21 protein-coding genes and 2 pseudogenes are annotated in these 23,090 nt (G+C 70.7%); 13 read left to right on the top strand and 10 right to left on the bottom strand.

Translation table 11 applies throughout. The annotated features are described in order from the left end of the window. Nucleotides 1-93: 93 nt before the first annotated feature. Nucleotides 94-813 (bottom strand): hypothetical protein, encoded by a 720-nt coding sequence (locus DTB53_RS32775; RefSeq protein WP_012377566.1) that lies wholly within the window; start codon nucleotides 811-813, stop codon nucleotides 94-96. Nucleotides 814-1,260: 447 nt separating this feature from the next. Next, nucleotides 1,261-1,635 carry a hypothetical protein gene (locus DTB53_RS32770; RefSeq protein WP_003964027.1) on the bottom strand — a complete coding sequence of 125 codons (375 nt, stop codon included), beginning with the start codon at nucleotides 1,633-1,635 and terminating at the stop codon, nucleotides 1,261-1,263. A gap of 664 nt (nucleotides 1,636-2,299) precedes the next feature. Here DTB53_RS32770 and DTB53_RS37040 point away from each other — a divergent pair. The 11 genes from DTB53_RS37040 to DTB53_RS32715 all read left to right on the top strand — a co-directional run bounded on the left by DTB53_RS37040 (nucleotide 2,300) and on the right by DTB53_RS32715 (nucleotide 15,560). Further along, nucleotides 2,300-2,461, top strand: a complete 162-nt coding sequence (locus tag DTB53_RS37040) for an SflA family class IV lanthipeptide (protein WP_172595318.1) — start codon at nucleotides 2,300-2,302, stop codon at nucleotides 2,459-2,461. Nucleotides 2,462-2,483: 22 nt separating this feature from the next. Continuing rightward, nucleotides 2,484-5,183, top strand: a complete 2,700-nt coding sequence (gene lanL / locus DTB53_RS32760; RefSeq protein ID WP_052295611.1) for a class IV lanthionine synthetase LanL — start codon at nucleotides 2,484-2,486, stop codon at nucleotides 5,181-5,183. Between the two features lie 250 nt (nucleotides 5,184-5,433). Next, nucleotides 5,434-5,832: a GNAT family N-acetyltransferase gene (locus tag DTB53_RS32755; RefSeq protein WP_012377563.1), complete on the top strand. Its 399-nt coding sequence runs from the start codon at nucleotides 5,434-5,436 to the stop codon at nucleotides 5,830-5,832. Between the two features lie 479 nt (nucleotides 5,833-6,311). Next, nucleotides 6,312-7,229, top strand: coding sequence for a ribokinase (locus DTB53_RS32750; RefSeq protein WP_012377562.1), 918 nt, complete (start codon nucleotides 6,312-6,314; stop codon nucleotides 7,227-7,229). After that, the gene (locus tag DTB53_RS32745; protein ID WP_003964023.1) at nucleotides 7,226-8,263 is read left to right on the top strand and encodes an ABC transporter permease; all 1,038 of its coding nucleotides are present in this window, start codon (nucleotides 7,226-7,228) and stop codon (nucleotides 8,261-8,263) included. Before DTB53_RS32750 ends, DTB53_RS32745 begins: the two co-directional genes overlap by 4 nt. A 178-nt stretch (nucleotides 8,264-8,441) precedes the next feature. Continuing rightward, nucleotides 8,442-9,473 carry a sugar ABC transporter substrate-binding protein gene (locus tag DTB53_RS32740; RefSeq protein WP_012377561.1) on the top strand — a complete coding sequence of 344 codons (1,032 nt, stop codon included), beginning with the start codon at nucleotides 8,442-8,444 and terminating at the stop codon, nucleotides 9,471-9,473. Then, entirely contained in the window at nucleotides 9,473-11,041 is a 1,569-nt protein-coding gene (locus tag DTB53_RS32735) for a sugar ABC transporter ATP-binding protein (RefSeq protein WP_012377560.1), read from the top strand. The genes DTB53_RS32740 and DTB53_RS32735 overlap by 1 nt, the downstream gene beginning before the upstream one ends. Nucleotides 11,042-11,092: 51 nt before the next feature. Beyond that, the gene (gene rbsD / locus DTB53_RS32730) at nucleotides 11,093-11,548 is read left to right on the top strand and encodes a D-ribose pyranase (protein WP_003964020.1); all 456 of its coding nucleotides are present in this window, start codon (nucleotides 11,093-11,095) and stop codon (nucleotides 11,546-11,548) included. A gap of 119 nt (nucleotides 11,549-11,667) precedes the next feature. Next, on the top strand, nucleotides 11,668-12,381 hold the full coding sequence (deoC, locus tag DTB53_RS32725; protein WP_003964019.1) for a deoxyribose-phosphate aldolase: 714 nt from the start codon (nucleotides 11,668-11,670) through the stop codon (nucleotides 12,379-12,381). A gap of 111 nt (nucleotides 12,382-12,492) precedes the next feature. Next, nucleotides 12,493-13,251, top strand: a complete 759-nt coding sequence (locus DTB53_RS32720) for a GntR family transcriptional regulator (protein WP_012377559.1) — start codon at nucleotides 12,493-12,495, stop codon at nucleotides 13,249-13,251. Nucleotides 13,252-13,781: 530 nt separating this feature from the next. Further along, nucleotides 13,782-15,560, top strand: coding sequence for an acyl-CoA dehydrogenase family protein (locus DTB53_RS32715; RefSeq protein ID WP_012377557.1), 1,779 nt, complete (start codon nucleotides 13,782-13,784; stop codon nucleotides 15,558-15,560). 61 nt (nucleotides 15,561-15,621) lie between these two features. Here the strand turns inward: DTB53_RS32715 and DTB53_RS32710 are convergent, their stop codons facing one another. From DTB53_RS32710 to DTB53_RS37725, 4 genes are all read right to left on the bottom strand, one after another. Beyond that, nucleotides 15,622-16,257 carry a hypothetical protein gene (locus tag DTB53_RS32710; RefSeq protein ID WP_003964016.1) on the bottom strand — a complete coding sequence of 212 codons (636 nt, stop codon included), beginning with the start codon at nucleotides 16,255-16,257 and terminating at the stop codon, nucleotides 15,622-15,624. After that, nucleotides 16,257-17,024: an MmyB family transcriptional regulator gene (locus tag DTB53_RS32705; RefSeq protein ID WP_042495270.1), complete on the bottom strand. Its 768-nt coding sequence runs from the start codon at nucleotides 17,022-17,024 to the stop codon at nucleotides 16,257-16,259. Before DTB53_RS32705 ends, DTB53_RS32710 begins: the two co-directional genes overlap by 1 nt. Before the next feature lie 480 nt (nucleotides 17,025-17,504). Next, complete coding sequence (locus DTB53_RS32700) at nucleotides 17,505-18,194, bottom strand: TetR family transcriptional regulator (RefSeq protein ID WP_003964014.1); 690 nt, start codon at nucleotides 18,192-18,194, stop codon at nucleotides 17,505-17,507. Nucleotides 18,195-18,682: 488 nt separating this feature from the next. After that, on the bottom strand, nucleotides 18,683-18,814 hold the full coding sequence (locus DTB53_RS37725) for a hypothetical protein (RefSeq protein ID WP_256090968.1): 132 nt from the start codon (nucleotides 18,812-18,814) through the stop codon (nucleotides 18,683-18,685). 131 nt (nucleotides 18,815-18,945) lie between these two features. Between DTB53_RS37725 and DTB53_RS37035 the strand changes: the two genes are divergently transcribed. Next, complete coding sequence (locus DTB53_RS37035; RefSeq protein WP_162471655.1) at nucleotides 18,946-19,122, top strand: hypothetical protein; 177 nt, start codon at nucleotides 18,946-18,948, stop codon at nucleotides 19,120-19,122. On the opposite strand, the pseudogene DTB53_RS32695 reads toward DTB53_RS37035, so the two are convergent. Both DTB53_RS32695 and DTB53_RS32690 read right to left on the bottom strand, forming a co-directional pair. Beyond that, nucleotides 19,082-19,351 (bottom strand): annotated as a pseudogene (locus DTB53_RS32695) (leucine zipper domain-containing protein); the annotation flags it as partial. The gene DTB53_RS37035 and the pseudogene DTB53_RS32695 sit on opposite strands and share 41 nt — an antisense overlap. Nucleotides 19,352-19,479: 128 nt before the next feature. After that, nucleotides 19,480-20,070: a TetR/AcrR family transcriptional regulator gene (locus DTB53_RS32690; RefSeq protein WP_012377554.1), complete on the bottom strand. Its 591-nt coding sequence runs from the start codon at nucleotides 20,068-20,070 to the stop codon at nucleotides 19,480-19,482. A 77-nt stretch (nucleotides 20,071-20,147) separates the two neighbouring features. Here DTB53_RS32690 and DTB53_RS32685 point away from each other — a divergent pair, with 77 nt between their 5' ends. Beyond that, entirely contained in the window at nucleotides 20,148-20,645 is a 498-nt protein-coding gene (locus tag DTB53_RS32685) for a hypothetical protein (protein ID WP_012377553.1), read from the top strand. Here DTB53_RS32685 and DTB53_RS37720 read toward each other — a convergent pair. Both DTB53_RS37720 and DTB53_RS32675 read right to left on the bottom strand, forming a co-directional pair. Next, nucleotides 20,646-20,906 (bottom strand): annotated as a pseudogene (locus DTB53_RS37720) (transposase); the annotation flags it as partial. It lies immediately after the preceding gene. Nucleotides 20,907-21,115: 209 nt separating this feature from the next. Next, complete coding sequence (locus DTB53_RS32675) at nucleotides 21,116-21,898, bottom strand: AAA family ATPase (RefSeq protein ID WP_277816360.1); 783 nt, start codon at nucleotides 21,896-21,898, stop codon at nucleotides 21,116-21,118. Nucleotides 21,899-23,090: the final 1,192 nt, after the last annotated feature.

The following is a 23,090-nucleotide window of genomic DNA, read 5'->3' as shown; positions in this document are numbered from 1 at the left end:
CGGGCGCCGCATGACGCCTCGCCGTTCACCGCGGTGGCGCGGTGCCGGTCGTGAGTCGATGGCTGACGCGACGCCCGGCCGAAGACAGAGTTGTCACGATGGTTGGTTGATCCAGTCACCGGGGACAGAACCGCGGAGTGAATCCAGCGCTGGAGCAGTAAGGCCCAGGGCCCAAAGCCACTCGCCGGCGTCTTCCCGCAGCAGCCCTTCGGGCGAGGCGAACCATCGGATCACGCATCCCTCGACAGCCCACATCGGGTAGTCGGGCAAGGCTAGACGCTGGAATCCGGGCGACGCCCCGATATCCTCTGACTCTTCGAGAGGCCGGTTGTCCGCCCGCGTCTCGCTGTGAGCGAAGAGGGACTCGGAGAGCACCATCTCGATACAGGCGGTGGAAAACCGGTCGAGGAAGGGCATCCAGCGATCCGAATCGCCGTCCCTGCGCCGGAAGACCACGGGCGGGTCGTCGTCTGTCAGGTGCTCCTGCCGGATGGCCCACTCGGCGACCGCTTGGTTCTCCAGCCGGAACACCAGCGCGCCATCGTCGACATGAAGGTGCTCCGGGGAAAGCAGGGAGTCCTGAACGCTGGTCAGGTCCGGACGCCGTCCGAACAGGCCGTACGCTTCCCACAAAGCCGCCGGCAGCTGCGATCCCAGCCGGCACTCCGCCTCGGTGAGCTCCCCGGAATCGCAACCGTCGCCGGGCCGGACCGGCTTGCGCCAGTGTGCAACGAATCCCCTGATGAATCTCCAGGCATCCGCCCGGTCCGAAACGCCCGCCAGCTCGGCAGCAACGTTGAACCCCTCTGTCATACGCCGGAGAGTAGCCCCCCGCGGAAGCGTTGACCGGCCTGTCCACCAAAGACAGGCAACTCGACACGTTCAACGTGACAGAGAAGTCGTCGCTGACGAGGTCCACGGGCGGCTGACCACGGAGTACGGATGCACCGGCAGCCGCCGGCGGTCGGGTTCGCCGGCCCCTACGACCTCGCCCCGAACGGCATCTGCGGCAGGTCGGCAGGGCCGCCTTCGGCGGTCACTCCTTACTCGGTGCTCGCCCGCAAGGTCCGTCACCGCAGCTGGTGGAGATCCGGGCCACGCAGCCCCGATCATGCTGCACTCCACCGTCGCCGCTCCCGTGGCCAGACACTGCCGGCCACTCGGCCCCGGCTGTCGGCTCAAGAACGGTCTTAAGGCGATCGAGCGTGACGAGACGTGACCTGACGAGCCACGTTGTTTCCGGCGGCCAGGGGCACTTGATCAGTTATTGATCACCCGCTGAAAGACGTCGGTGAACTCGTCGTTCTCGATCAGTCCGGCGATCACGTCGGTCATGCTGTCGATGCCGGGATCCCTGACGATCAGGCCGTCCGATACCCAGAAGTACCGGCCGCCGAGGGCCTCGTCGGTTCCTTCCCAGAGTCTCATCAGGCGCTCGACTTCCGCGACGGTGAACACGGTCGCGGTCCAACGAGATCCATCCTTCAGGGTCACGGAGACATCGACGTTGCAGACCTCGCCCAGGTCCTCGCCGTCGCCGGGCAGAAACGACGCCTGGAACTCCTCCGTGCGGACCCGGTACCAGGGCTCGTCCCACCCTCGCTCGATCGGTTCGGACGATGTGCTGTGGCTCATCGCGCGAGTGTCCCTGGCCGGGACAATGATCTCAACCGAGATTCTCTGCTGTGCCGCTGCCCGCGGTCATAGCTGGGGACGCTCATCCGTACGCAACCGGGGAGAAGGGCCCGTACGCCGGCAATTGGGCGCGATAGTGGACTTCCCGGCCCCGGAGGGGGCCGATGAGAACCATCAGGCTGCGCAAGGCCGGGGAACTGCACCGACCGCGTGCGAAGTATCGGACTACGTCACCCATCTGCGCTTCGCACGGGCACTGGGGCACAGCGCTGTCACCTCTCCGAGCCGGGCGCTTGATCGTCAACGATCCCCGGCGGTGATCTCGCTGATCGATGCAGGTGCTGACCGGAGCTTCGGCTGGGATCCCGCCCGGTGGAGATTCCCGAGCCGCCGGCCGCCACGGGAGCAGGCCACCCATGCCGTCGAGGCGAGGACGAGGGTGAGGACGTCGTCCGTAAGGGTCTGTCCCGCCACAACTTCCCTGCGGGCAAGGACATTTCATCGTAATGAATGGCAATGTCGTCGATCGACGATCGTAAATATCATCCGTACGGCGGACTCGGATGGGGTGGCCCAGTTCTACGCTGATGGGTCGTGGTGGGGGTCGGTACTCACCGACGGGATGGAGCGCCCACCTTCCTTCTTCGCAGAGAAAAGGACCGTCATGAGCTCTCTGGCAGTGCAGATCCGTGACGCCGGCCCACTCGATGTGGCCGTGGAGGAAGAAGAGATTCCGTTCGAGGACCAGGTCGATCCCGGCCGCGCTATCGAGGCGTGTCTGCCCGAACCGTTCCCGACCGCGACGACCCGCGTTGGCTGCGACTAGGCGAGGGCAGCGCACATCGTCCGTGCCCGCCCCGACCGGGGCGGGCACGGACGATGTGCGCACGGTCCCGTCACCTGGTGCGGTCGAGCCCGGCGGCAACCAGGGCATCGGACAGCGGATCGAGCTGCTGCTCGCCGGCTGCGAGAGGCGACTCGTGAGGGACGGTCAGTGGCTCTGCCTGTTCGCCCCGCGCCCCCTCGGGAGTGAGATCCCGGACCACGGTTGGAAGCTGCACATCTCCGCCCGTCCGAACGACCTGTCACCACTCGTGGATCTGGTCGTTCCCGTGCTGCTGCGCTACCTCTGCGACGCCAAGTTCGCGCGCGACGCCGGGGTACTGGGTGCCATGAACAGCGGTGATCGCGATCCCGCGCTCGTGGGGAAGGCGATCACCGTCTATCCCCGAGCGGAGGATGTGAGAGCACTCGGCGGTGAGCTCGCCGATCTGCTGTCCGGGAGACCGGGCCCCCGAGTGCTCAGCGACCGGCGGATCAGGCCCGACGCCCCCGTCTACTACCGCTACGGCCCGTTCCGGGCCACGGGCGCCGACGATGCCGCGCTCACCATGACCGGTCCCGACGGGGTGCGTTTCCCCGGCCGCGCGGGTACCCGCTACCGTCAGCCGCCGTGGGCCGCCGACCCCTTCCGGTCCGCCGCTCCAGCTCCCGACCGTCCCGCGCGTCTGATCGGCGGTCGATACCGGCTCACCGCGGGCATCACCCGTTCTGCGCACGGCGACGTCTACCGCGCGGTGGACAGGGCGACCCGCGAGCACCTGATCGTCAAACAGGCCAGGGCCCACGCCGGTGAGGACGCCCACGGTGTCGATGCCCGCGGCCGCCTGCGCCACGAACACGCGGTCCTGGCGGCGCTGACCGGCGTCGACGGCGTCCCCCAGATACGCGAACACCTCCGGCACGGTGACGACGAATTCCTGGTCACCACCGACTGCGGCCCCCGTGACCTGCGCCGCGACGTACTTGCCCACGGCCCCTTCCAGCCCGGTGCCGCGCTCTCGCCCGCGGGCTCGGAACCGGCTGATGCGATGGCGACCGGCCGCGGAATCGCCGAGCTGGCACGACGTCTGCTCGCCGTTCTCGACAGCGTGCACACCCGAGGCGTCGTGGTCGGCGATCTCAAACCGTCCAATGTTGTGCTCGGCGACGACGGTGCCGCCCACCTGGTGGATTTCGGCATCAGCGCACTGCACGGCGACCGGCCCACCGGTGCGACACCGGGCTACTCGATGCCGGCGTACCGAGCCGGTCGGCCGACCGGACCGGCCGACGACCTGTACGCGCTCGGAGCGACCCTGTACTTCGCTCTGACCGGCATGGATCCGGTCGTCGTCGACAGCGACGACGACGTCAACCGCGACCGCACCCTTCTCTGTCTGGCTGCCGTACTCCCGGGCGCCGAGCACCGGCCGGTACGCGAACTCGTCGCCGGGCTCACGCACCCCGACCCGGCACAGCGCGCGGCCCACGGGCAACGGTGGCGCACGCAGGCGCCGGCCTTGGCGCCCGAGCGCGTGATTCCCCTTCCGAGGATCACTCCGGGCATCCTGGACGACCTGATCGCACACACCGTGGCGAGCTGTGTGAGCGCCGCCGCCCAACTCCCGACAGGGGCAGCCCGAGACGGGCAGCCAGGCTTCGGACTGACGCTCTACGACGGCGCGGCAGGAGTGGGCCTGGAGCTCCTGCACCACACGGAACAGCCCGGCGTGCCACGGGCCGTGGCCGACCTAGCCCACCGGACCGCACTCCACCCCCAGCTGGGGGCCTTGTCCGACGCGCTCCACATCGGCCGTACCGGTGTCGACCTCTTCCTCGACTCCGCCACCGTGCTGAACGACGCACCGGCGCCTCTCCCGCCGCACAGAGGGCTCTCCCACGACCGCACCGGAGACCAGATCAGTGGCGCGGCCGGCGTCGGAACCGGACTGCTGGCGCTGGCCCGGCGCGCCCGGACGGCGGGGCGCGAGGAAGAGGCACGCGCGCGCCTGGCCGCAGCGGAGGAGTGCGCCCACGGACTGCTCGCCGCGCGGGCCGGGAGGGAACGAGCCGAACCGCGAAGCTCGGCGGCGGACTCCGAAGCTGCGTTCACGCTGGGCTTCGCCCACGGCCGCGCGGGCGTCATCCACTTCCTGCACGCCTACCACCGCTTCACCGGCGATCCGGCCGCCGGCGCGGCCGCACGCCAGGATCTGGCCGAACTGATCTCGCACACGCCGAGGTTGCTTGCACTCGCGGCCCGTCCCGAAGCCCACCGGCGTTACGGATCCTGGTGCCGAGGACTCGCCGGGATCGGCACCCTCCTGATCGAGACGGGCAGGTACGAGGGGGACATGCCCGCAACGGATCTGGGCGTACGGTGCGCCTGGTCATGCCGCGATCTCGCACCCCGGATGAGCCCCGTCTCCCAGTGCTGCGGGCTGTCCGGTGTCGGCGAACTACTCATCGACGCGGCGGCGGTCACCGGCGACGACCGGCTGTTCCGAGCGGCGGAGGACGTGGCAGGACTGATCCTGGCCCGCAGCGGCGGCACCATGCGGAAGCCGCTGTTCCCCGACAACACCCTCGCGGCGTCAGGGCCGGGTTGGGCGACCGGAAGCGCAGGCGTTCTGTCCTTCCTGCGCCGCCTGCGCGATCGGGGCGGCCCGCGCCTGTGGACCGACAGCCCGGCCCGACCGGTCGCGCGGACGCCGCGAAGTCGGTGACGGTGGCACGTGCGCGCGGGCCCGGCCACGGGCTTCGAGAAGCACGCTGTCGGTCATGGCCTGAAGGCGGTCGTGCCCTGCTGCTGCCCCCTGGCAGCCGCCGGGATGACACACGGCCCGAGAATCCGTTCGACCCTGCTTTCGGCCATGATCCTCGAGTGACCGCCTACCTCGAGTCCGAGCGTCTGCCCTTGCGCCCTTCTCAGCGGCCGATGCGGACCTGCTGTTCGCGCTGGACAGTGACCCGGCGGTGATGCGGTACCTGACCGGCGGCGCTCCGATCCCGTCGGCTGAGGTCCGGGACCTCGTCATCCCGAGCATCCTCGCCGGCTACGAGCGATGGGATCACGACCTCGGCCTGTTCGCCGCGCACGAGAGGGACGGCGGCGCGTTCATCGGCTGGTGCTGCCCGCGTCCGCTGCGCGGCGGCCCGCGTGAGGAGGCCGGACTCGGTTACCGCCTGCGCCGGCCGGCCTGGGGCCGGGGCTACGCCACGGAAGTCTCGCAGGCCCTGCTGGCCAAGGGGTTCGCCCGGCTCGGCATACGCATGGTCTGGGCCGAGACGATGACCGTGAACCACCCGTCGCGCAAGGTGATGGAGAAGCTCGGGATGACGCTCGCGGAGAGCATCCCCCACCGGACGACATGACGGCGGTGGAGGGATCCGAGCACGGGGGTGTGCGGTACGAGACCACCAAGGAGCAGTGGGAGCGCCTCCAGGCATAGGAGGCGCGAGGCGTCTCGCCCGTCGATGCGAGGCCGACAGCCCGCGCACCCTCGCGCGGCGCCGATCGGCCGGACCGGACCGGACAGCGGCGCTCGACCGGCGGCTCCACGGGCGCTCGGGGTCGTCCCCACCCTCGATCGAGACGGAGGAGCTCGCGGTACGGGCCGTTCGCGGTGGTGCCCTCTGCCGGGCGCCAAGCCCGGCAGAGCTTCCGCCCCGCCCCGGCTCGTTCGGCGGCATACGGACAGGCGGGAGCCCGGCCCTGAGCTGCCGCTCCACCACCTTTACGGGGGCGAGTGCCCCGTCTTCCGCATTCGCCGTGTGACGACCATTGACTATGGACATCCCTGTACCTACGATCGCGCTTGTCCATGGTTGTCCATACACAAAGTGGTGTGCCGATGAAGATTGCGGTTGTCGGAAGTTACGGAGCCGGCCTCACCATGCGGGTGCCCAAGGCGCCCGCTGCCGGTGAGACCGTCTCGGGTGGCCTCTTCGACTCGGGAGCGGGCGGGAAGGGCAGCAATCAGGCCGTCGGCGCCGCCCGGCTGGGCGCCGAGGTCGCGCTGCTCACGGCCGTCGGCGACGACGAGTTCGGCCGCGCCGCGCGCGAGCTGTGGCGGCGCGAAGGGGTGAGCGTCGAACACGTGATCACCGCCGGAGCCCCCACCATGGTCGGGTTCATCCTGGTCGAGCCGTCCGGGGAGAACCGCATCGCCATCGCCCCCGGTGCCCTGGACGAGCTGGATGCCGCCGCCGTCGACGCCTTTCGCGCCGAGATCGCCTGCGCCGACGTCCTCGTCGTCTCCATGGAGATCCCCGAGGAAGCCGTCGTCGCCGCACTCCGCGCCGGGCGCGAGAGCGGCACCCGCACCCTGCTGAACCCGGCTCCCGCCCGCCCGCTGCCCGACGCGTGCTGGCCTCTCGTCGACGTACTCACCCCCAACCAGACGGAGGCGCCCGTGCTCCTCGGTCTCGACGAGGGGCACGGACTCGGCGACGAGGACCTGGCCCGAGCGCTGCGGGAGCGCACCGGCGGCACCGTGGTCATCACCCGGGGCGGCGAGGGCGCACTGGTCGCCCAGGACACCGGCGTCACCGCGGTGCCCCCGCACCCGGCCCGCACCGTCGTGGACACCACGGGCGCCGGGGACTCCTTCACCGCCGCCTTCGCCGTAGCCCTGGCCGAAGGCCGGCCCGTCGACCGGGCGGTCGAGTACGCCACCGTCGCGGGCGCACACACCGTGTCGATCGCGGGCGTCATCCCCGCCCTGCCCACCAGAGCCCAGCTGAACGCCCGGATCGGAAGTGCCTCGTGACCTCGACCACCACCAAGCCGCCCACCACAGCGGCCCCGCCGTCCGACGCGAGTACCCGGCAGTTCCCGCTCGCGCTGCGCAGACTGCTGCACGCGCGGGAGGCAGGCGTCTTCGCCGCGCTCGTCCTGATCTTCCTCCTGGGCACCGTGCTTTCGCCGACCTTCGCCCAGTCCGACAACCTCCTCGCCGTGGGCCAGCAGATCGCACAGATCGGCATCATGGCCGTCGGGGCGACCTTCGTCATCCTCAACGGGGAGATCGACCTCTCGGTCGGCTCCACCTACGCCCTCTCCGCGATCTCCACCGGCATGCTGATATCGGACGGCTGGAGCTGGCCCGCAGCCATGCTCGTCGGCCTCGCGGTCGGGGCCGTCGCCGGACTCCTCAACGGCTTGGCCGTAGTCGTCCTCGGCGTCCCGTCCTTCATCGTCACCCTCGGCACGCTCAGCGTCTTCCGCGGCATCGCCCTGCTCATCTCCGACGGCGCCCCGATCTCGCTGAGCTCCTCCCAACCCGGCGTCTCCGAGTTCAACCTGCTCGGCCAGGGACGGCTGTTCGGCATCGTGCCCATGCAGTTCGTCTTCTTCGCCGCTGTCGCCGCCATCGGCGTCGTACTGCTGGCCCGCTCCCGCTTCGGCTTCAACACCTACGCGGTCGGCGGCAACCAGGAAGCCGCACGGCTCGTCGGCGTCAACGTCAAGCGAGTCAAGCTGACCGCCTTCGTCCTCTCCGGTTTCTGCGCGGGTCTCGCCGGCGTCCTCGGCCTGTCCTTCCTCTCCTACGTGCAGGGCGTGACCGGACAGGGCTTGGAGCTCACCGTCATCTCGGCCGTCATCATCGGCGGCGCAGCCCTCTTCGGCGGATCCGGAACGATGTGGGGCACCGTCATCGGCGTCGCCTTCATCGGCCTCCTCCAGAACATCCTCAACATCAAGGGCATCTCGTCCTTCTGGCAGACCGTCGTCACCGGTCTCGTCATCGTGGCCGCCGTCGCGGCCGACACCTGGCAGCGCAAGCGCAAGACCCGGGCCTGACCCGTATCGCCCCCGGCGCCTGCCGGCCCCGCGCGTGCCGCACCTCCGGCCCTGCCCCGTAACCCCGGCGGAAGCCCCCGCACCGGCACCGCCGGCTGTCCGGGCCGCCCCGCCCCCGCCGCCCCACCGGCCCTTCATCCCCCGCCGCCTGAACCACGGACTCGTCGAAGGAGCCCCCATGGCCCCGCGCACTCTCCTCAGAAGCCTCATCGCGGCCACAGCCGCAGCAGCAGCCCTCTCCCTCACCGCCTGCGGTGCGATCACCTCCGCCGACGGCAGCTCCGGCAGCTCCGGCGACGGATCCTTCAAACTCGCCCCGTACATCCAGCAGCGGATCGACGACGACAAGCCGATGCGCATCAAGCTCAGCTACCACGACCCGTCGCTCGCCTTCGCCACACCGATCAGCGCAGGCATGAAGAAGGCCGGCAAGGAAACGGGTGCCGACGTCGCTCTCATCGGCCCCACCGGCGGTGACGCCGCCAAGCAGGTCTCGGAGATCCAGACGCTCATCCAGCAGAAGGCCGTCGACGGCCTCGCCGTCTCCTCCGCCTCCAGCGACGCCCTCAAGCCCGTCATCAGCCAGGCGTACAAGGCGGGCATCCCGATCATCTCCTTCAACACCGACAACCCCGACTCCGACCAGATGGGATTCGTCGGCCAGGACCTCAAGGGCTCCGGCAAGGCACAGGCCGAACAACTCCGCAAGGACCTCAAGGGCGACCTCAACGGCAAGTCCGTTGTCGTCTTCTCCGTCGACACGGGCGCCGGCTGGTCGCACGACCGCTTCAGCGGCTTCAAGGAAGGCCTGGACGGCAGCGGACTGAAGGTCGTCGGCCCCGTCAACGTCGGCAACGAGCCGAGCAGCGCCTACAACACCGTCGAGTCCACCATGTCCGGTCAGTCGAACGTGGTCGCCGTCGCCGGCCTCGACTGCTGCTCCACCACGGCCGCCGCCAAGTGGGTGGCCCAGTCCGGCAAGGCCGACGACATCACCATGGGCGGCTTCGACCTGCTCACCCAGACCGCCGAGTACATCGAACGCGGCGTCCTGGACTTCAGCATCAGCCAGAACCCGAGCGAGCAGGGCTACCAGGCCGTCAAGGTGCTGCACGACTACCTCTCCGGCGGCACCGAGATCAAGGGCGTGGACACCGGCGCCCAGTTCGTCACCCGCGACAACCTCGCCGACACGGCCGTGGAGGACTGATGACCCCCGCACCCCACGCCGCCGCCCCCGGAGGCCCGGACCGCTCCGCGGACCCGGGCACCGGCGAGCCGGCCGTCCGGATCCGCGGCCTCACCCGCAACTTCGGGCCGGTCCGCGCCCTGCGCGACGTCTCCTTCGACGTCCCCGCCGGTGAAATCACGGCACTCCTCGGGGAGAACGGCGCCGGCAAGTCGACGCTGCTCAAGATCCTGGCCGGTCTCCAGCCGCCCAGCGAAGGCGGTGTCACCGTCTTCGGCGAAGAGGTCACCTCCTTCGAACCGGCCGCCATGCTCAGCCGGCACGGCGTGGCGATCGTCCCCCAGGAACTGTCGCTGCTGCTCGACCGCACCGTCGCCGAGAACGTGCTCAGCGGAGTCGAACCGGGCAACCGCTGGTTCCCCTCCCGGCGCCGCATGCTGGAGCGCACCACCGAACTCCTCGCCGAACTCGACCTCCACCTGGACCCGAACGCCTCCGTCCGCACCCTGGACCTGGCCACCCAGCAGCTCATCGTGGTCGCCCGATCCATCGCCCGAGGCTGCCGAGTCCTGATCCTGGACGAACCCACGGCGATGCTGACACCCGCCGAGGCCGACCGCCTGTTCACCCTCATGGGCCGGCTCAAGGCCACCGGGACGACCATGCTCTACGTCTCCCACCGGATGCCGGAGGTCTTCCGCCTCGCCGACCACATCCAGGTGCTGCGCGACGGCGGCCACGTCGCCTCATGGCGCAGCGAGGACACCACCCCCGACCAGGCCGTCGCCGCCATGGTCGGCCGCGAACTGGGCCGGCTCACCCGCCGGGCCGACGCCGCCGCCGTGCCCACGGCCGAACCCGCCCTCAAGATCCGCGGGCTGAGCGGCAGACGCCACCGGGATGTCTCCTTCGACCTGCGCCCCGGGGAGATCCTCGGCATCGCCGGACTGCCTGACTCCGGACGCGTCGAACTGCTCCACAACCTCTTCGGCGGGGACTCCGGCACCGGCGGCACCGTCGAACTGCTCGGCGAACCCTACGAACGGCGCAACCCGATCGCCAGCGTCGAGCGCCGTCTGGCGTTCGTACCCGGCGAGCGCCGCGCCCAGGGCCTGCTGACCACGATGAGCGTCGGCGAGAACGTCGGTGCCCTCACCGCCAAGGCGTTCAGCCGGCTCGGCCTGATCCGCCGCCGCGCCTTCGACGCGGCAGCCACCGAGCAGGCCCGGCTCCTGGGGGTCAAGACGGCCACCATGACCCAGCCGATCACCAGCCTGTCCGGTGGAAACCAGCAGAAGGCCGTCCTCGGCCGCTGGCTCGCCATCGACCCGGGCGTGCTCATTCTCGACGAACCCACCCGAGGTGTGGACATCGGCGCCAAGGCAGAGATCTACGCCCAGCTCACCGCTCTCGCCGACAAGGGCCTGGCGATCCTCTGCTCCTCCTCCGACCTGCCCGAACTGCTCACCCTGACCGACCGCATCGCGGTCATGAGCGAGGGCCGCCTCGTGGCCGTCGTCGACTCCGCCGACGCCACCGAGGAATCCGTGATGACTCTCGCCACCGGAGCCGTGCCGGCCGCAGCCTGACCCGCCCGTCCCCGACCCGCCGGTCTTGACACCCACCCGAAAGGAAACACCATGAAGCGCTCCGGCATCCTCAACGCCGAACTGGGCGAAGCCCTCGCCACGCTCGGCCACACCGACCTGCTGCTCGTCGTCGACGCGGGCTTCCCCGTGCCGCGCGACGCACACCGCATCGACCTGGCCCTCGCCGAGAACCTCCCCGACCTCCGTACCGTTCTCGGCCTCATCGCCGACGAACTGGTCGTCGAAGGCGTGGTCCGCGCCGAGGACGTCCCGAGCCACAATCCCCGCCTCGACTCCTGGCTGCACGAGCGCTTCTCCGGGGCCGAGTTCACCACCCGCCCGCACGCCGAGGTCCTCGGCGAGCTCGCCCGCGAGGCCAAGGCCGTGGTGCGCACCGGAGCTTTCGAGCCCTGGGGCAACATCGGCCTCTACTGCGGCGTCGACGCGCCCCGCTGGTTCGGCGGCGAAGGCGTCGTCGTCCCGGAGCAGTACGCCTCCAAGGTCTGAACCGCGTCGGCCCGCAACGGCCGCCGACGCACCGTCAACTCACGGCGGCAGGAACAGCAGAAGACCCGGTGGCCGACCCACTGGACCCCTGCCGCCACCCATCCAAGGGAGATCACCCCGTGTCCGAAACCACCGTCAAGCCCGGCGAGCTCAACCTCACCCCGGCAGAGTTGGCCCCCTTCATCCAGCACACCAAGATCGATCCGGACGCGACCCGCGACGAGATGATCGCCCACGCCCAGGAGGCCGTCACCCACGGCTTCAACGCGGCGATGGTCCCCGCCTCCTGGCTGCCGCTCGTCGTCGCCGAGCTGAAGGGCACCGGCGTCGAGGTGGCCTCCGCCCTGGACTTCCCGAGCGTCGGCGTCATGACCAGTGCCGGAAAGGCCGCCGAAGCCGCCGAGATCGCCCGCCTCGGAGCCGACCAGCTGGACATGGGAGTGCAGGTCGGCTGGCTCAAGAGCGGCCGCTACGATGACTTCCGCGAGGACATCGCGGGCGTCGTGCGCGCCTCGGGCCTGCCCGTCAAGGTCATGCTGGAACTGCCCCTGCTGACCGACGCAGAGAAGGAGGCCGCGGTCGAACTCGCCATGGAGGCGGGCGCGTCCTTCCTGAAGAACGCCAGCAGCGGCCAGATCGAGACGGCGAATCCCACGAGCGTTCGTTACCTTGTCGAGCGGGCGCGCGAAGGGGTCCGGGTCAAGGCATCGGGCTCGATCAAGAGCTACGGCCAGGGTCTGGAACTGCTGCGGGCAGGCGCGTCCCTCCTCGGAACCAGCGCCGGGCTGGCGATCATCACCGACACTGGTGATGCGTCCACCGCCAGCTACTGACCGACCGGACACCACCGCCGTACCCCGGCCGCCCGCCGCGGCCGGGGTACGGCTTCCACGCCGGAGCGACATCCGTCCTCCGGCGAGAGCGGAAAAGGAGATGCGACCACTGTGACGGCCGACAAAGGCGGGCTCCCCGACATCAAACGGGATGTCCCCACGGCGATCCACGTCCAGATCTCGGAGCACATCCGGCTGCGGATCGCCAGTGGCGAGTGGCCGCCGCACTACCGTCTCAAGAGCGAGCCGGAACTGGCCCAGGAGTTCGGTGTCAGCCGTGGCACGCTGCGCAGGGCGCTGACCACGCTGATCGAGGAGGGTCTGCTGCGCCAGGTCCGGGGCCGTGGCACGTTCGTGACCTCGACGACGATCGAACCCGCCATCGCGCAGAAGCTGAGCACTCTGTCCGAGGACTTCGCCGACCAGGGTGTGGTCACCACGACGACCGTGCACGAGTGCACACTCATCGCGCCGCCCAAGCCGGTCGCAGCCCTGCTGGACGTGGCCCCGAACACCCGTGTCCTGCGCCTGGTGCGGGTGCGGCGCACCGAGCAGGGGCCGGTCGCCCTGCTGTTCAACTTCGTGCGCGCCGACCTCGCGCCCGGCATCGAGGAGGTCGACTTCACCTCGGCCAGCCTCTTCGGCGTCCTGGAGGGCACCTACGGGCTGAAGATCGCCACGGCCCGCCGTACCTTCGGTGCGGAGGCGGCCGGTGCCGAGGTCGCCGCTTCCCTCGACCTCGCCGAGGGGGCCCCGGTCCAGTATCTCCAGCAGGTCACCTACCTCGCCGACGACCGGCCCGTCGAATACTCCGACGTCTGGATCCACAGCGGCCGCCTTCGCGTGACGTCCCTCCTGCTACGCCGTTGAACGCGGCCGGGGCGTGAGGTCACGTCGCCCGGCTCGGCGGTCTCGCGGGGACCCGCGCGCGGCCAGGCTCGCGCACCCCGTGCGCCGGGCGGTGTACCCGGTGGGCCGGCTGTCGCTGTCGGGGCGCAGGACGCGGGTGCGGAGGGAGCGACAGGGCGACCGCCTGCGGGGCGCGGGGGAGGGGAGCCGGAGCAGCGGCGCGCTGGCAGACGTGCCCTGTGCTGTGCCCTCGCTCCGGTCGTCCAGGCCGTCATGCTGGTCACGGGGCGCGGTGTTCCCTGGGCGGTGCCGCTTCCTGCCTCGGTGCGGGGGCGCTCCGTCCTCGTTCCCGATTACGGGGAGCGGGGGCCGGTGAGGGAGTGGTCGGGGGGAGCGGTTCCGGCCGTACGGTGCGCCGACTCGGTCCGCTCATGGCCGGTGAGCGGGGTGAGAAGGAGTGACGGAGCGGGTACCTACCGTGTTTTCGCCCAGTTCAATCGTGTTGATCATCACCCCGTCAGACGTGATCGTTCAGGCTAGTTTTCTCGGGTGTGACTGACTCTCAGATTCCGGATACCGCAGATGCCTCCATCGCCCTCGCTGACGTCCTCTTCGCGGGTCAGCTGGGCACGACCCACGCGCGGTGGAGGCGCCTGTTCAGTTCCACCCCGTTCCGCTTCGAGGAGGGGCTGACGCACCGAGAACGCATAGACCTGAGTTACGACCGGCTCCGCCTGGTCAACGAAGCCGTACAGGCTCCGCAGGTCCTGGCCAACGATCCGGCCGAGCTCACCGCCATCCACGAGTGGGGCGGTGCGGTGGACCCGGGTATGGCGACCATCGTCGCGATCCACTACAACCTCTTCTTCGGCAGTCTGGCGGACCACGAGGCCGCAGGGCGCGATCTGGGCGAGTACGTCCGCGCGGACCGCATCGGGACTTTCCTCTGCACCGAGATCGCTCATGGCAACGATGCCGCGCATATGGAGACCACGGCGACCTACGACCGGGCGGCGCGCGGGTTCGTACTGCACACCCCGACGCCCGCCGCGGCGAAGTTCATGCCCAACACCAGCCCGGCGGGAGGGGCGAAAGGGGCTGTCGTCGCCGCCCGTCTGATCGTCGACGGCACCGACCACGGCGTCTTCCTGTTCCTGACGCCTCTCAGCGACAGCGACGGCAGCCCGCTGCCGGGTGTGGAGGTGCGGGCGCTGCCCCAGACCGCCAGCAGCCCCGTCGACCACTGCGCGACGACGTTCCACCGGGTTCGTCTCCCGTACAGCGCTCTCCTCCAGGGCGACCACGGCCGCCTCACCCCCGACGGCGAGTTCACCAGCACGCTCGGCAGCCCACGTCGGCGTTTCCTCCAGTCCATCGGCCGGGTCACGATGGGCAAGCTCTGCATGACCGCCCACAGTCTCGGCGTCATGCGGCACGCGCTCGACATCGCCATGCGCTACGCCCACACCCGGGTCACCTCGGGCATGACGAACGGGCAGCGCGTGCCGCTGATCGCCCACCGCGGGCACCACACCCCCTTGCTCGACGCGGCGGCGACGACCTACGCCGCCACACTGCTCCAGCGGTCGGTGGTGCGGCAGTGGGACCGGGCGGCCGGCGAGGAACGCGAGGCGTACGAGCGGCTGACGGCGATCAGCAAGGCCTGGATCACGTGGCGGGCGCGTGCGGTCATGACCGAGTGCCGCGAACGGTGCGGCGCCCAGGGCCTGATCCAGTCGAACGGCATCGCGCTCCAGCTCGCCTCCATCGAGGGCACGATCACGGCCGAGGGCGACAATCAGGTCATCATGCAGAAGGCCGGGGGAGAGATGCTGCTCGGCGGCGTCGACCTCAAACCGGAGAGCGAGATCGCGCCAGCGGACCGGGAGCTGACCGACCCCCAGCACCTCCAGGACCTCCTGGCCGATATCGAGCGGATCTCCCACACGCGTGCGAAAGCCCGGCTGCGGCAGCGCGCCGGCTCCCCGCTGGCCCGCTGGAACGCGACCGTGACGCCCGCCGTGGCGCTGGCCGACGCCCACGTCCACCGGCTGGCCGCCGAGTGCCTCCTGACCGCCGCCGGCCAGGTCCCCTCCGGGCTGCCGGAGGACCTGCTGCGCGGGCTGCACGCGCTGTTCGCGCTGCGCCGGATCGCCGCGCACAGCGGGGACCTGCTGGCCCGGGGGCGGATGACGGCGGATCAGGTCGAGCAGCTGCCCGACGCGGTCGAGGCCGTCCTCGGCTTCCTGGAGCCGCACGCGCTGACGCTCACCAGCGCCTTCGCCGTACCCGAGGCCCTGCTGGAAACGCACCCGATGCTGAGCGCCTGACCGGAGCCACGGGGGAGACAGACCTCCGGCCGCCGGGCGGGGGCGGCGGCCGGAGTGACGGTCAGGGGTACAGGGACCGGTGCATCGTGTACATGAACAGGTCGCCCGAGCTCACGGCCCGGCAGAACCGATCGCCGAAGGCCGTGTACTCGGCGTGCTGCCCGCAGTCCAGGGTGACCTCCTGCACCGGTCCGGCCGGGGCCGCGTCCCGCAGCGACGCGAGCAGGGCGGGGGGCGCCGGTATCCGTAACGCCTGCAGGACCCGGCGGAAGTTGTCGACCAGATCCCGCTCCCGCGGCTCCCTGATCTCCTCGAGTGCGCCGGCCAGCGCTCCGCCCAGGTCCTTCTCGGCCTCTTCGAGCAGCGTGAGGCACGCCGCCAGGCCGCTGATGCTCTCCACGCCCACGTCCACCGCGTACAGGCTGATCAGCTGTCTGCCGTCGGGGCTGTGGAGGCGGTGGCCCTCCGACTCCCGGCGTGGCACGGCGAGCTCGAACGCGGTCGGCGTGTGCCAGCTCAGGAACTTGGGCATCGCCGCCTGGATGTCGCCCCAGGCCTCGTAGGCCCGGGCGACCGTCTTCGCCTGGTCCCGCGGCATGTGACCGCGGTGGAGGTAGTACAGGGAGTGGAGGAGGGGTTCCTCCACATCCAGGAACCGCGTCATGAACACCGGGTCCTCCGGCACGAGGATGTGCATCACAGCTCCTGGTCGCCAGGTTCGAAAATGAAGGTCAGGATGCTCGCGCCGGCCGTTCGCGCGGTGAGCAGGTGCACGGTTCCGTCGCCGAGTGCCGGGTGGCGCAGCGGCAGGGGAGCGCCGCCGAGCCCGCTGCCGGTCTCCTCGACCGCCCGCAGCCGTGCGTCCCCCTCGACCTCCGACAGGAGACGCAGGGCCGCGCCGTCCCGCTGCGCGCGCCGGCACATCACCTTGATCTCGGTCAGCAGGCGCGGGGCCCATGCCTGTTCCCAGTCCAGCAGAACCCTTTCCGCATCAGGGCTGAACAGCGCCCAGCGCCACAGGTTGGCCGGCGGCCCGCCTCCGGGGAACAGGGCCGCGAAGGCGGAGTTGGCGGCCACCCGGCGCCCGTCGGGCGTGATCGCGCACGCGATCTCGCCCTGGCCGCCGATCAGACGCCCCAACAACGGCGAGGGCGGCACAGGGGGCAGAACCGGCTCGGTCCGGAAAAGCTCCAGGTGGCCGAGGACCGTGTCCTCCCGGCTGAATCCCAGCAGCTGCGCCAGACGCATGTAGAGGTCCGGTGAGGGCCGCAGCCGGCCCGTGCAGATCTTCTGATAGGTGCCCGCGCCCCCCTGGAGGGCGGTGTCGACGTCGACCTGCCGGATGCGGTCGGACCCGCGGCGGCCCCGACCGGAGGGAAGGGGGCCGAGCCCGATCTCCTTCCGGGTCCGCCGACGCCGGTAGCGCTCCATCAGCCGCTGGTACTCGCGCCCCGCTCCCGGCACCGCTCTCCCCCTCCACTCGGCCCGGCGGCTGCGCACGGAATGTGCGCACGCCCACGGGCCGTTGCTCTCTCGCCGCCCGCTCCGAACGATAGAGATCAAACCATGTGCATGGTTTGGTTTGGAACCCGGCAGTGCCCTGTGCTTCACGCAGAGCGACCCCCGCTCCTGCGCCCGTCCTTCCCGACGAGCGTTCAGCGTCGATCTCGCGAGGGGCACGGACCCGGCCGAATCGTGACTTTGCGTGACGGTGTGGGGGTCGGGGCCGTGACTGGTGCCGGAAGGCGGGTGCCGGCGTCGGTGCGGCGCCGTGACGGGCCCGACCGGGAGCAGGGAAGCGCGGAACCCGCGAGCCTTGGGCTCCGCGTCTCCGTACGGTTGTACGTCCGTTCCTGGCCGACTCGGCCGAGTCCGAACCCGAGTCCGGGCGCGGCGGCGGGTACGGGCTGTGAGGGCCCTCTCGTGCAGGCGCTGTCCTCGCGGTCAGGCCGGGCTGCCGGCAGAAGCCGCGGCGTCGAGGCCCTGGATGTACTCCTCGGCCCAGCGGGACTGCCGCACCAGGAGGTCGCCGCGCTGCACCGACATGTCCAGCTTCAGGGCTGTTTCGGCGGTGACGATGCCGCGCACGATGACCGTGTTCGCCTGCGCGATCTTCTGCGGCAGCCGACGATAGTCCAGGCGGGCGTGCTGATCGGTTCCCGAGTAGAGCATGACCCACGCCTCCGCTGTGAGGGCCGGATCCACGCCCTGCTGAAGCTCCCCCAACTCCGCTGCCTGCTCGATCAGTTGAGTGACCTGGGGGATGTACAGCCGGATCAGGTGGCCGTAGAAGTCGGGATGGTCCTGCTCGGTGGCGAGCCGTGCGGCGGCCTTGACGACCGGAACCACGGGGGTGAGCGTCGCGAGGGCGATGGAGGCGTCCACCACGCTCTGGATGCGCGGCAGCATCGGTACCGCCGCGTCCATCGTGAAGCCTTCCGTCACCACTGCCGTGGCGACGTCGGATTTGCCCTTGTTGAAGTAGTGGTAGAACGCGCCGCGGCCGACCCCGGCCAGCGTCGTGATGTCCTCGACCGTGGTCCGGTAGTAGCCCTTCTCGGCGAAGACCCGTGCGGCGGCCGCCACCAGCTCCTGCCGCTTGTGCATGGACCGCTGCTGGACCAGTCGCCGCACTGTCGCCTCCTGTTTCGGCTGCGCTGCGGCAGCGGTCTGCACCCCGGACCCCCGGCGGCTTCCGGCTGCCGGGGCGGTCATCACTTTCCGTCACAACGGGGCTGAAGAAACTCTAACCCCGAACGATAACCGCACCGGAAGTGCGCACACCATCTTCTCCGTTGATCTGTCACCCGCCGCCTGGAAGAGTTACCGCCGAACCAGTCACAGTGTTCGGTCAGCCGGCCGAACGGGCGACGGGGAGGGGAAGCACGGCCACCGGATGCCCAGTAGAACCGAGTGTCCGGTCCGTGCCGTCTCGCTGACGGGACGACGGGGGACTTCTTCCTGCGCCTGCCCTGTGACGGCGTTCGGCTCCAGCCCGAGCCAGTGTTCTGTGGTGGTGCAGGCCTCAAGGTCGGCACCACCACAGAACGCAGAAAACCCACAATGGTTCCGCGGCGCGCCCGAGGACGGCGGGCCCGTAGCCTGCTCCGAACCCCGCTGCGTCACCCATGGGCGTCGGCATCCAAGCTCTCGCGCAGCACCGCCGCCTCCTCGTCGAGGTGGCGCAGGAGGGCTTCGAGGGCAGGGGCGCGGGGGCTCCTTCCTGCGAGACGGGAGCCCGGGGCGGGCTGCATCGCTGCATACCAGGATCGTTATGGCTCTCATGCTGATCGGCATGAGATCGGCATGGCTGGGTGGGCACGCTGTACCAGCACGCCCGGAAAGAATTCGGACAGGTCCCGGCCCAGCAACGGAGGTTTGCAGGGTGAGTTCACCCGTGCGGCATTACGCAGGCGGCGGGTTCGACGCGTCCGGGGTGCCGTTCCCGCTCGTCGATCCGGTTACCGGCCGCACCGCCAGCGTGGTGCCGGAAGCGTCGCCGGAGTTGATCGACCGGGCCGTGGGCCGCGTGGAGCCCGAGGGAGCGGTACCGGATCGCTGACGGGATCGAGGCGTGCTTCGAGGGAGGCGGAGGCGCGGCGCGGGGTCGTACGAGGTCGGCTGGAGCGGACGGCGAGGCCCGTATCGCCCTCGGCCCTCCAGCGGCGGGCCCATTTGTGGGCCGTGGGTCGGGATACGCCCATCTCCGCGGCGACGGGACGGCCCGCCAGGACTCGCTCGACCAGAATCCGCCTGCCGTGAACGGTCAGCCGGGCAGCACGGTGCGACATGAAGGCCTCCGTGCGGTGAAGAATTCGACACCTCCACCACACGCGGAGGCCTTTGCCATGATCAAGCCCGATCGGCGTTAACAACGCTCGTGATCAATACAGCTAGGGCGTGTCCTTCGGGTCAGGCGTCAGCCGAAGCGGTCGAGCAGCGCGGTGGCGCTGTCCTCGGCGAGGTCCTCGGCGTAGGGCGGGAGGGCCTCGCCGGCGCGGAGGTGGCGGCGGACCACGCTCAGCGGTACCTCGACCACGGCGAGGGCGATCCGCTCTCGGTCCTCGGGGCCGGTCGCGCCGAGGGCCGTGCCGAGCGCGGCCAGCCGGGCGAGCGTGCGGCGGTTGCCGCCGTCCGCCCGCTCCCGGTGCTCGGGGGGCCAGTCGGCCTGCCCGAACTCCTCGGGGCCGTGCAGCAGGAGCGCGGCCTGCCGCGGGTGGGCCCGGCTCCAGGCGACGACGTGGCGGGCGGCCGCGCGGGCGGCCCGGTGCGGGTCGGGCTCCTGGTCGAGGGACTGCGCGTACTCCTCCTGGAACCGCTCGACGGTCCGCAGCCAGACCTCGGCCATCAGCGCCGGCCGTCCCGAGAATCGGTGGTAGACGGAGCCGCTGGGCGCGCCGACCGCCTGGGCGACGGCGGACATGGTCACGGCGGCGGGCCCGCCGCCGGCGGCGAGGTGGACTGCGGCGTCGAGGAGTTGGTCGCTGTCGAAACGGGGTGGCCGGGCCATGAATCGGAGAGTACCCTCTCATTCCATATTGGAGAGAACTCTCTAATATGCTTCCGACCTCTGTCCTGGGGAGACACATGGCCGTCCTGAATGTGCACGAACGTCTGGTCGCGGCGGGCGCCGACGCGGTGGGTGAGCTGCTCGACACCCTCTCCGCCGGGCCCGAGGACCGGCTCTGGCCCTCGGCCCACTGGCCCGCCATGCGGCTCGACCGCGGGCTGTCGCCCGGATCGGCCGGTGGGCACGGTCCGATCCGATATGCCGTCAACGCCTACGAGCCCGGTGCGCGGGTGCGGTTCGACTTCACCGGGCCGCCCGGATTCCACGGCTTCCACGAGTTCGCCGTGGTCCCGGTCGACGCGCACCGCACCCTTCTGCGGCACACGCTGTCGATGCGGACCACGGGAGCGGCCCGCCTGGCCTGGCCCCTCCTCTACCGCCCGCTCCACGATGCCTTGGTGGAGGACGCCCTGGACCGCGCCGAGCCGACCGCCCGGCCCGCCCGCTGGAGCCCGTACGTCCGACTGCTGCGCACGGCCCTAGCCCGGCGGGGCTGGAGCCCGTCTGACAAATGATCACCCGACGGGTTCGCGGAGCCACGGGACCAGAGCTACCAGTACAATTCCAGCCCGGTAGCGGTCGGCGAGCTTGTCGAAATCTGGTCGCGATCGCGCGAAACTGCTTGAGGCGTGCGAAGCATCGTTCGACCACGTTGCGTTCGCGGTAGGCCTCCTCGTCGAAGGCGCGGGGCCGGCCGCCGAGGTGCCCTCGGCGGCCGGCGGTTGGTCGCGGTGCTCGGGGATCGTGACGGCGATGCCGCGATGCCGCAGCAGGCGCCCCGGTCCGCAGCCGCCAGAGCACCCCGTTGACCACCTGTCGGTGATCAAGCCACGGACGACCACGCCACGGACGACCACGCCCATCCACCCGCGGCAACATTCGCTCCCACGCCGATAGGCGGTGAAGGTCCGGTGCCGGCTGGTGGGAACCGACAGGTAGGTGCCCGCGGCGTTCAGCCCGAGCGGGAGCCCGCCCAGCCGGACGGTCAGCGCTTCTGCCTCGGCCTCGGTCCCGGCACGGGGTGCGGCATCCAGAAGAACAGCTCCGCCCGCGTCGCCGGCGAGGGGCTGAAGGTGCAGCAGGCCGGCATCCGGCCCCCAGGTCTGCGCGCTCGTGTCCCGGCTCGTGACCAGCAGCACCCCGCCCCATACGGACGCAACCACCCCCGGTACGCGGCCGGCGGCTCCGACCCCGGCCCGACCCGGCCGGGCGTGTCGACGTTGTCGACGACGATCACCCACCCCTCGACCGCGGCCAGATGCTCCCAGACCGCGTCGACGAGCGACACCCTGCCCGTCCGGGCCTCCTCCAGCCGCGCCTCGGCAAGACCGAGAACATGAGCGGCCCGGGCAAAATCCTGCCCCAGCTGGGCGGGATCATCACGCCACCGGACCCACACCACCACCCGCCCCTCCGCCCGGGCCCGGGCCGCGGCCTCCGCAGCGAGCGTGGTCTTCCCCAGCCCCCCCACCCCGCACACCACCACCATCCCCCCACCATCCCCCCGCACCAAGCCCCCCAGCCGCTCCAGCTCAGCCTCACGCCCCCGCACCCGCGCCGAGACCGCCGGCGGGTCCATCGAGTGCCCCCCTGCCGCGATCCGCCCGAGCGGCACCGCCCGCCCACCACCGTCCGGCGCCACAGCAGCCAGACGCCGCTCCCAGAAGAACAACCCGAGCGACACCACCACCAGCGCACCGAACACCGACCACACCACAACGGTGTTCTCCGCCCACCCCGGCAGCTCCGCGGTGACGTAGTTCGTCACGATCCCCACCAGGAACGCGATCCCCGCCGAACCCCCCGAAACCGCCGAACCCACCCTGGCCGCACGCCTGCTACCCGCCACCCCACGCCCCCCGCACCCCTCGAAACCAGAACCACATCATCGCCCCGGCCCCGGCGACGCGCCCCTGCTCCGCTCGGCCCGGTACCGGCCCGTGACACGACGTCAGCCAGAAACCCCCGGGCCGGGGTACAACAGAGCTCCGGATGCCCGCGAGCTACGCCTGCCTGCCGCAGCGCTGTTCCCGCTCCGGCCCAGCGACCCTTCTGTCCGGTCTTCGTGAAGATGGCGAGCGTCCCGCTGATCATGGCGAACCGGCTGGGCCGGTGGGCGTTACGACTGGGCGTGCGGGACGTTGAGACTGTTATGGCTACGCGTGAAGGTTCTGATCCGGGACGGGGTTCGACAGCAGTCGGCGGGCGCGCCGGCTGCGGTATGCCTTCTGCCGGCAGGCCGCGTTGCAGTACTCAGAATCCGCACGCCCAGCCGTAACGGGCGTGCCGCAGGCGCCGCAGGGGCGGCTCGATCCGATGCCTCCGTGACGTTTGCGTGTGATGGATGTCCGGCACGCCCGTGAGCATGTCACCCCCCGCATCGTCTTCTCCGCCCCGCGCACCACGACCAGGCCGCACCCGGCGACACAGGCCTGCGGCGGGAGCGCCGGGCCTCGGCCGGCCAGCTCCCGCCACTCGATGCTCTGTGTCTGCCGGGTGGAGACCGCCCGGGTCAGACCCGTTTCCGGATCCGGACACCCTCGGTCGTAGCAGGACCCGCAGATCAGGAAGCGAGTAGGCGTCCGACGACCCTGCCGCCGGGCGCCGTCGACCAGATATGCCGTCCCGCCGAGCAGACCGGTCCCGCACATCACGCAGAGCCGAGAACCTTCACGCATAGCCATAACAGTCCCAACGACCCGCACGCCCAGTCGTAACGCCCACCGGCCCAGCCGATTCGCCATGATCAGCGGGACGCTCGCCACCTTCACGAAGACCGGACACCTTCCAGCACGGTCGACGGGCGGCCGGCCGCTCAACGGGCCCAGGCCGCCGCCCTCCTGCGCGAAGCCGCCGACCTGACCGGCGCCCCCGCCCCGTTGAGCGGCCGGCCGCTCAACGAGAACAGCACTCAGGCAACAGCCGCCGCCCAGGCCGCCGCCCTCCTGCGCGAAGCCGCC

Source organism: Streptomyces griseus (assembly GCF_900460065.1).
GTDB classification, from domain to species: Bacteria; Actinomycetota; Actinomycetes; order Streptomycetales; family Streptomycetaceae; genus Streptomyces; species Streptomyces griseus.
This window is presented reverse-complemented; position numbering and strand designations above follow the sequence as displayed.

Excerpts from the sequence above, each read along its gene's own strand:
- DTB53_RS32685 (WP_012377553.1), top strand. The coding sequence starts at position 20,148 with ATGGCCGTCCTGAATGTGCACGAACGTCTGGTCGCGGCGGGCGCCGAC.
- DTB53_RS37725 (WP_256090968.1), bottom strand. The coding sequence starts at position 18,814 with ATGCAGCCCGCCCCGGGCTCCCGTCTCGCAGGAAGGAGCCCCCGCGCC.
- DTB53_RS32740 (WP_012377561.1), top strand. The coding sequence starts at position 8,442 with ATGGCCCCGCGCACTCTCCTCAGAAGCCTCATCGCGGCCACAGCCGCA.
- DTB53_RS32735 (WP_012377560.1), top strand. The coding sequence starts at position 9,473 with ATGACCCCCGCACCCCACGCCGCCGCCCCCGGAGGCCCGGACCGCTCC.
- DTB53_RS32750 (WP_012377562.1), top strand. The coding sequence starts at position 6,312 with ATGAAGATTGCGGTTGTCGGAAGTTACGGAGCCGGCCTCACCATGCGG.
- DTB53_RS32775 (WP_012377566.1), bottom strand. The coding sequence starts at position 813 with ATGACAGAGGGGTTCAACGTTGCTGCCGAGCTGGCGGGCGTTTCGGAC.
- rbsD (WP_003964020.1), top strand. The coding sequence starts at position 11,093 with ATGAAGCGCTCCGGCATCCTCAACGCCGAACTGGGCGAAGCCCTCGCC.
- DTB53_RS32690 (WP_012377554.1), bottom strand. The coding sequence starts at position 20,070 with ATGGCCCGGCCACCCCGTTTCGACAGCGACCAACTCCTCGACGCCGCA.
- DTB53_RS32770 (WP_003964027.1), bottom strand. The coding sequence starts at position 1,635 with ATGAGCCACAGCACATCGTCCGAACCGATCGAGCGAGGGTGGGACGAG.
- DTB53_RS37040 (WP_172595318.1), top strand. The coding sequence starts at position 2,300 with ATGAGCTCTCTGGCAGTGCAGATCCGTGACGCCGGCCCACTCGATGTG.
- DTB53_RS32710 (WP_003964016.1), bottom strand. The coding sequence starts at position 16,257 with ATGCACATCCTCGTGCCGGAGGACCCGGTGTTCATGACGCGGTTCCTG.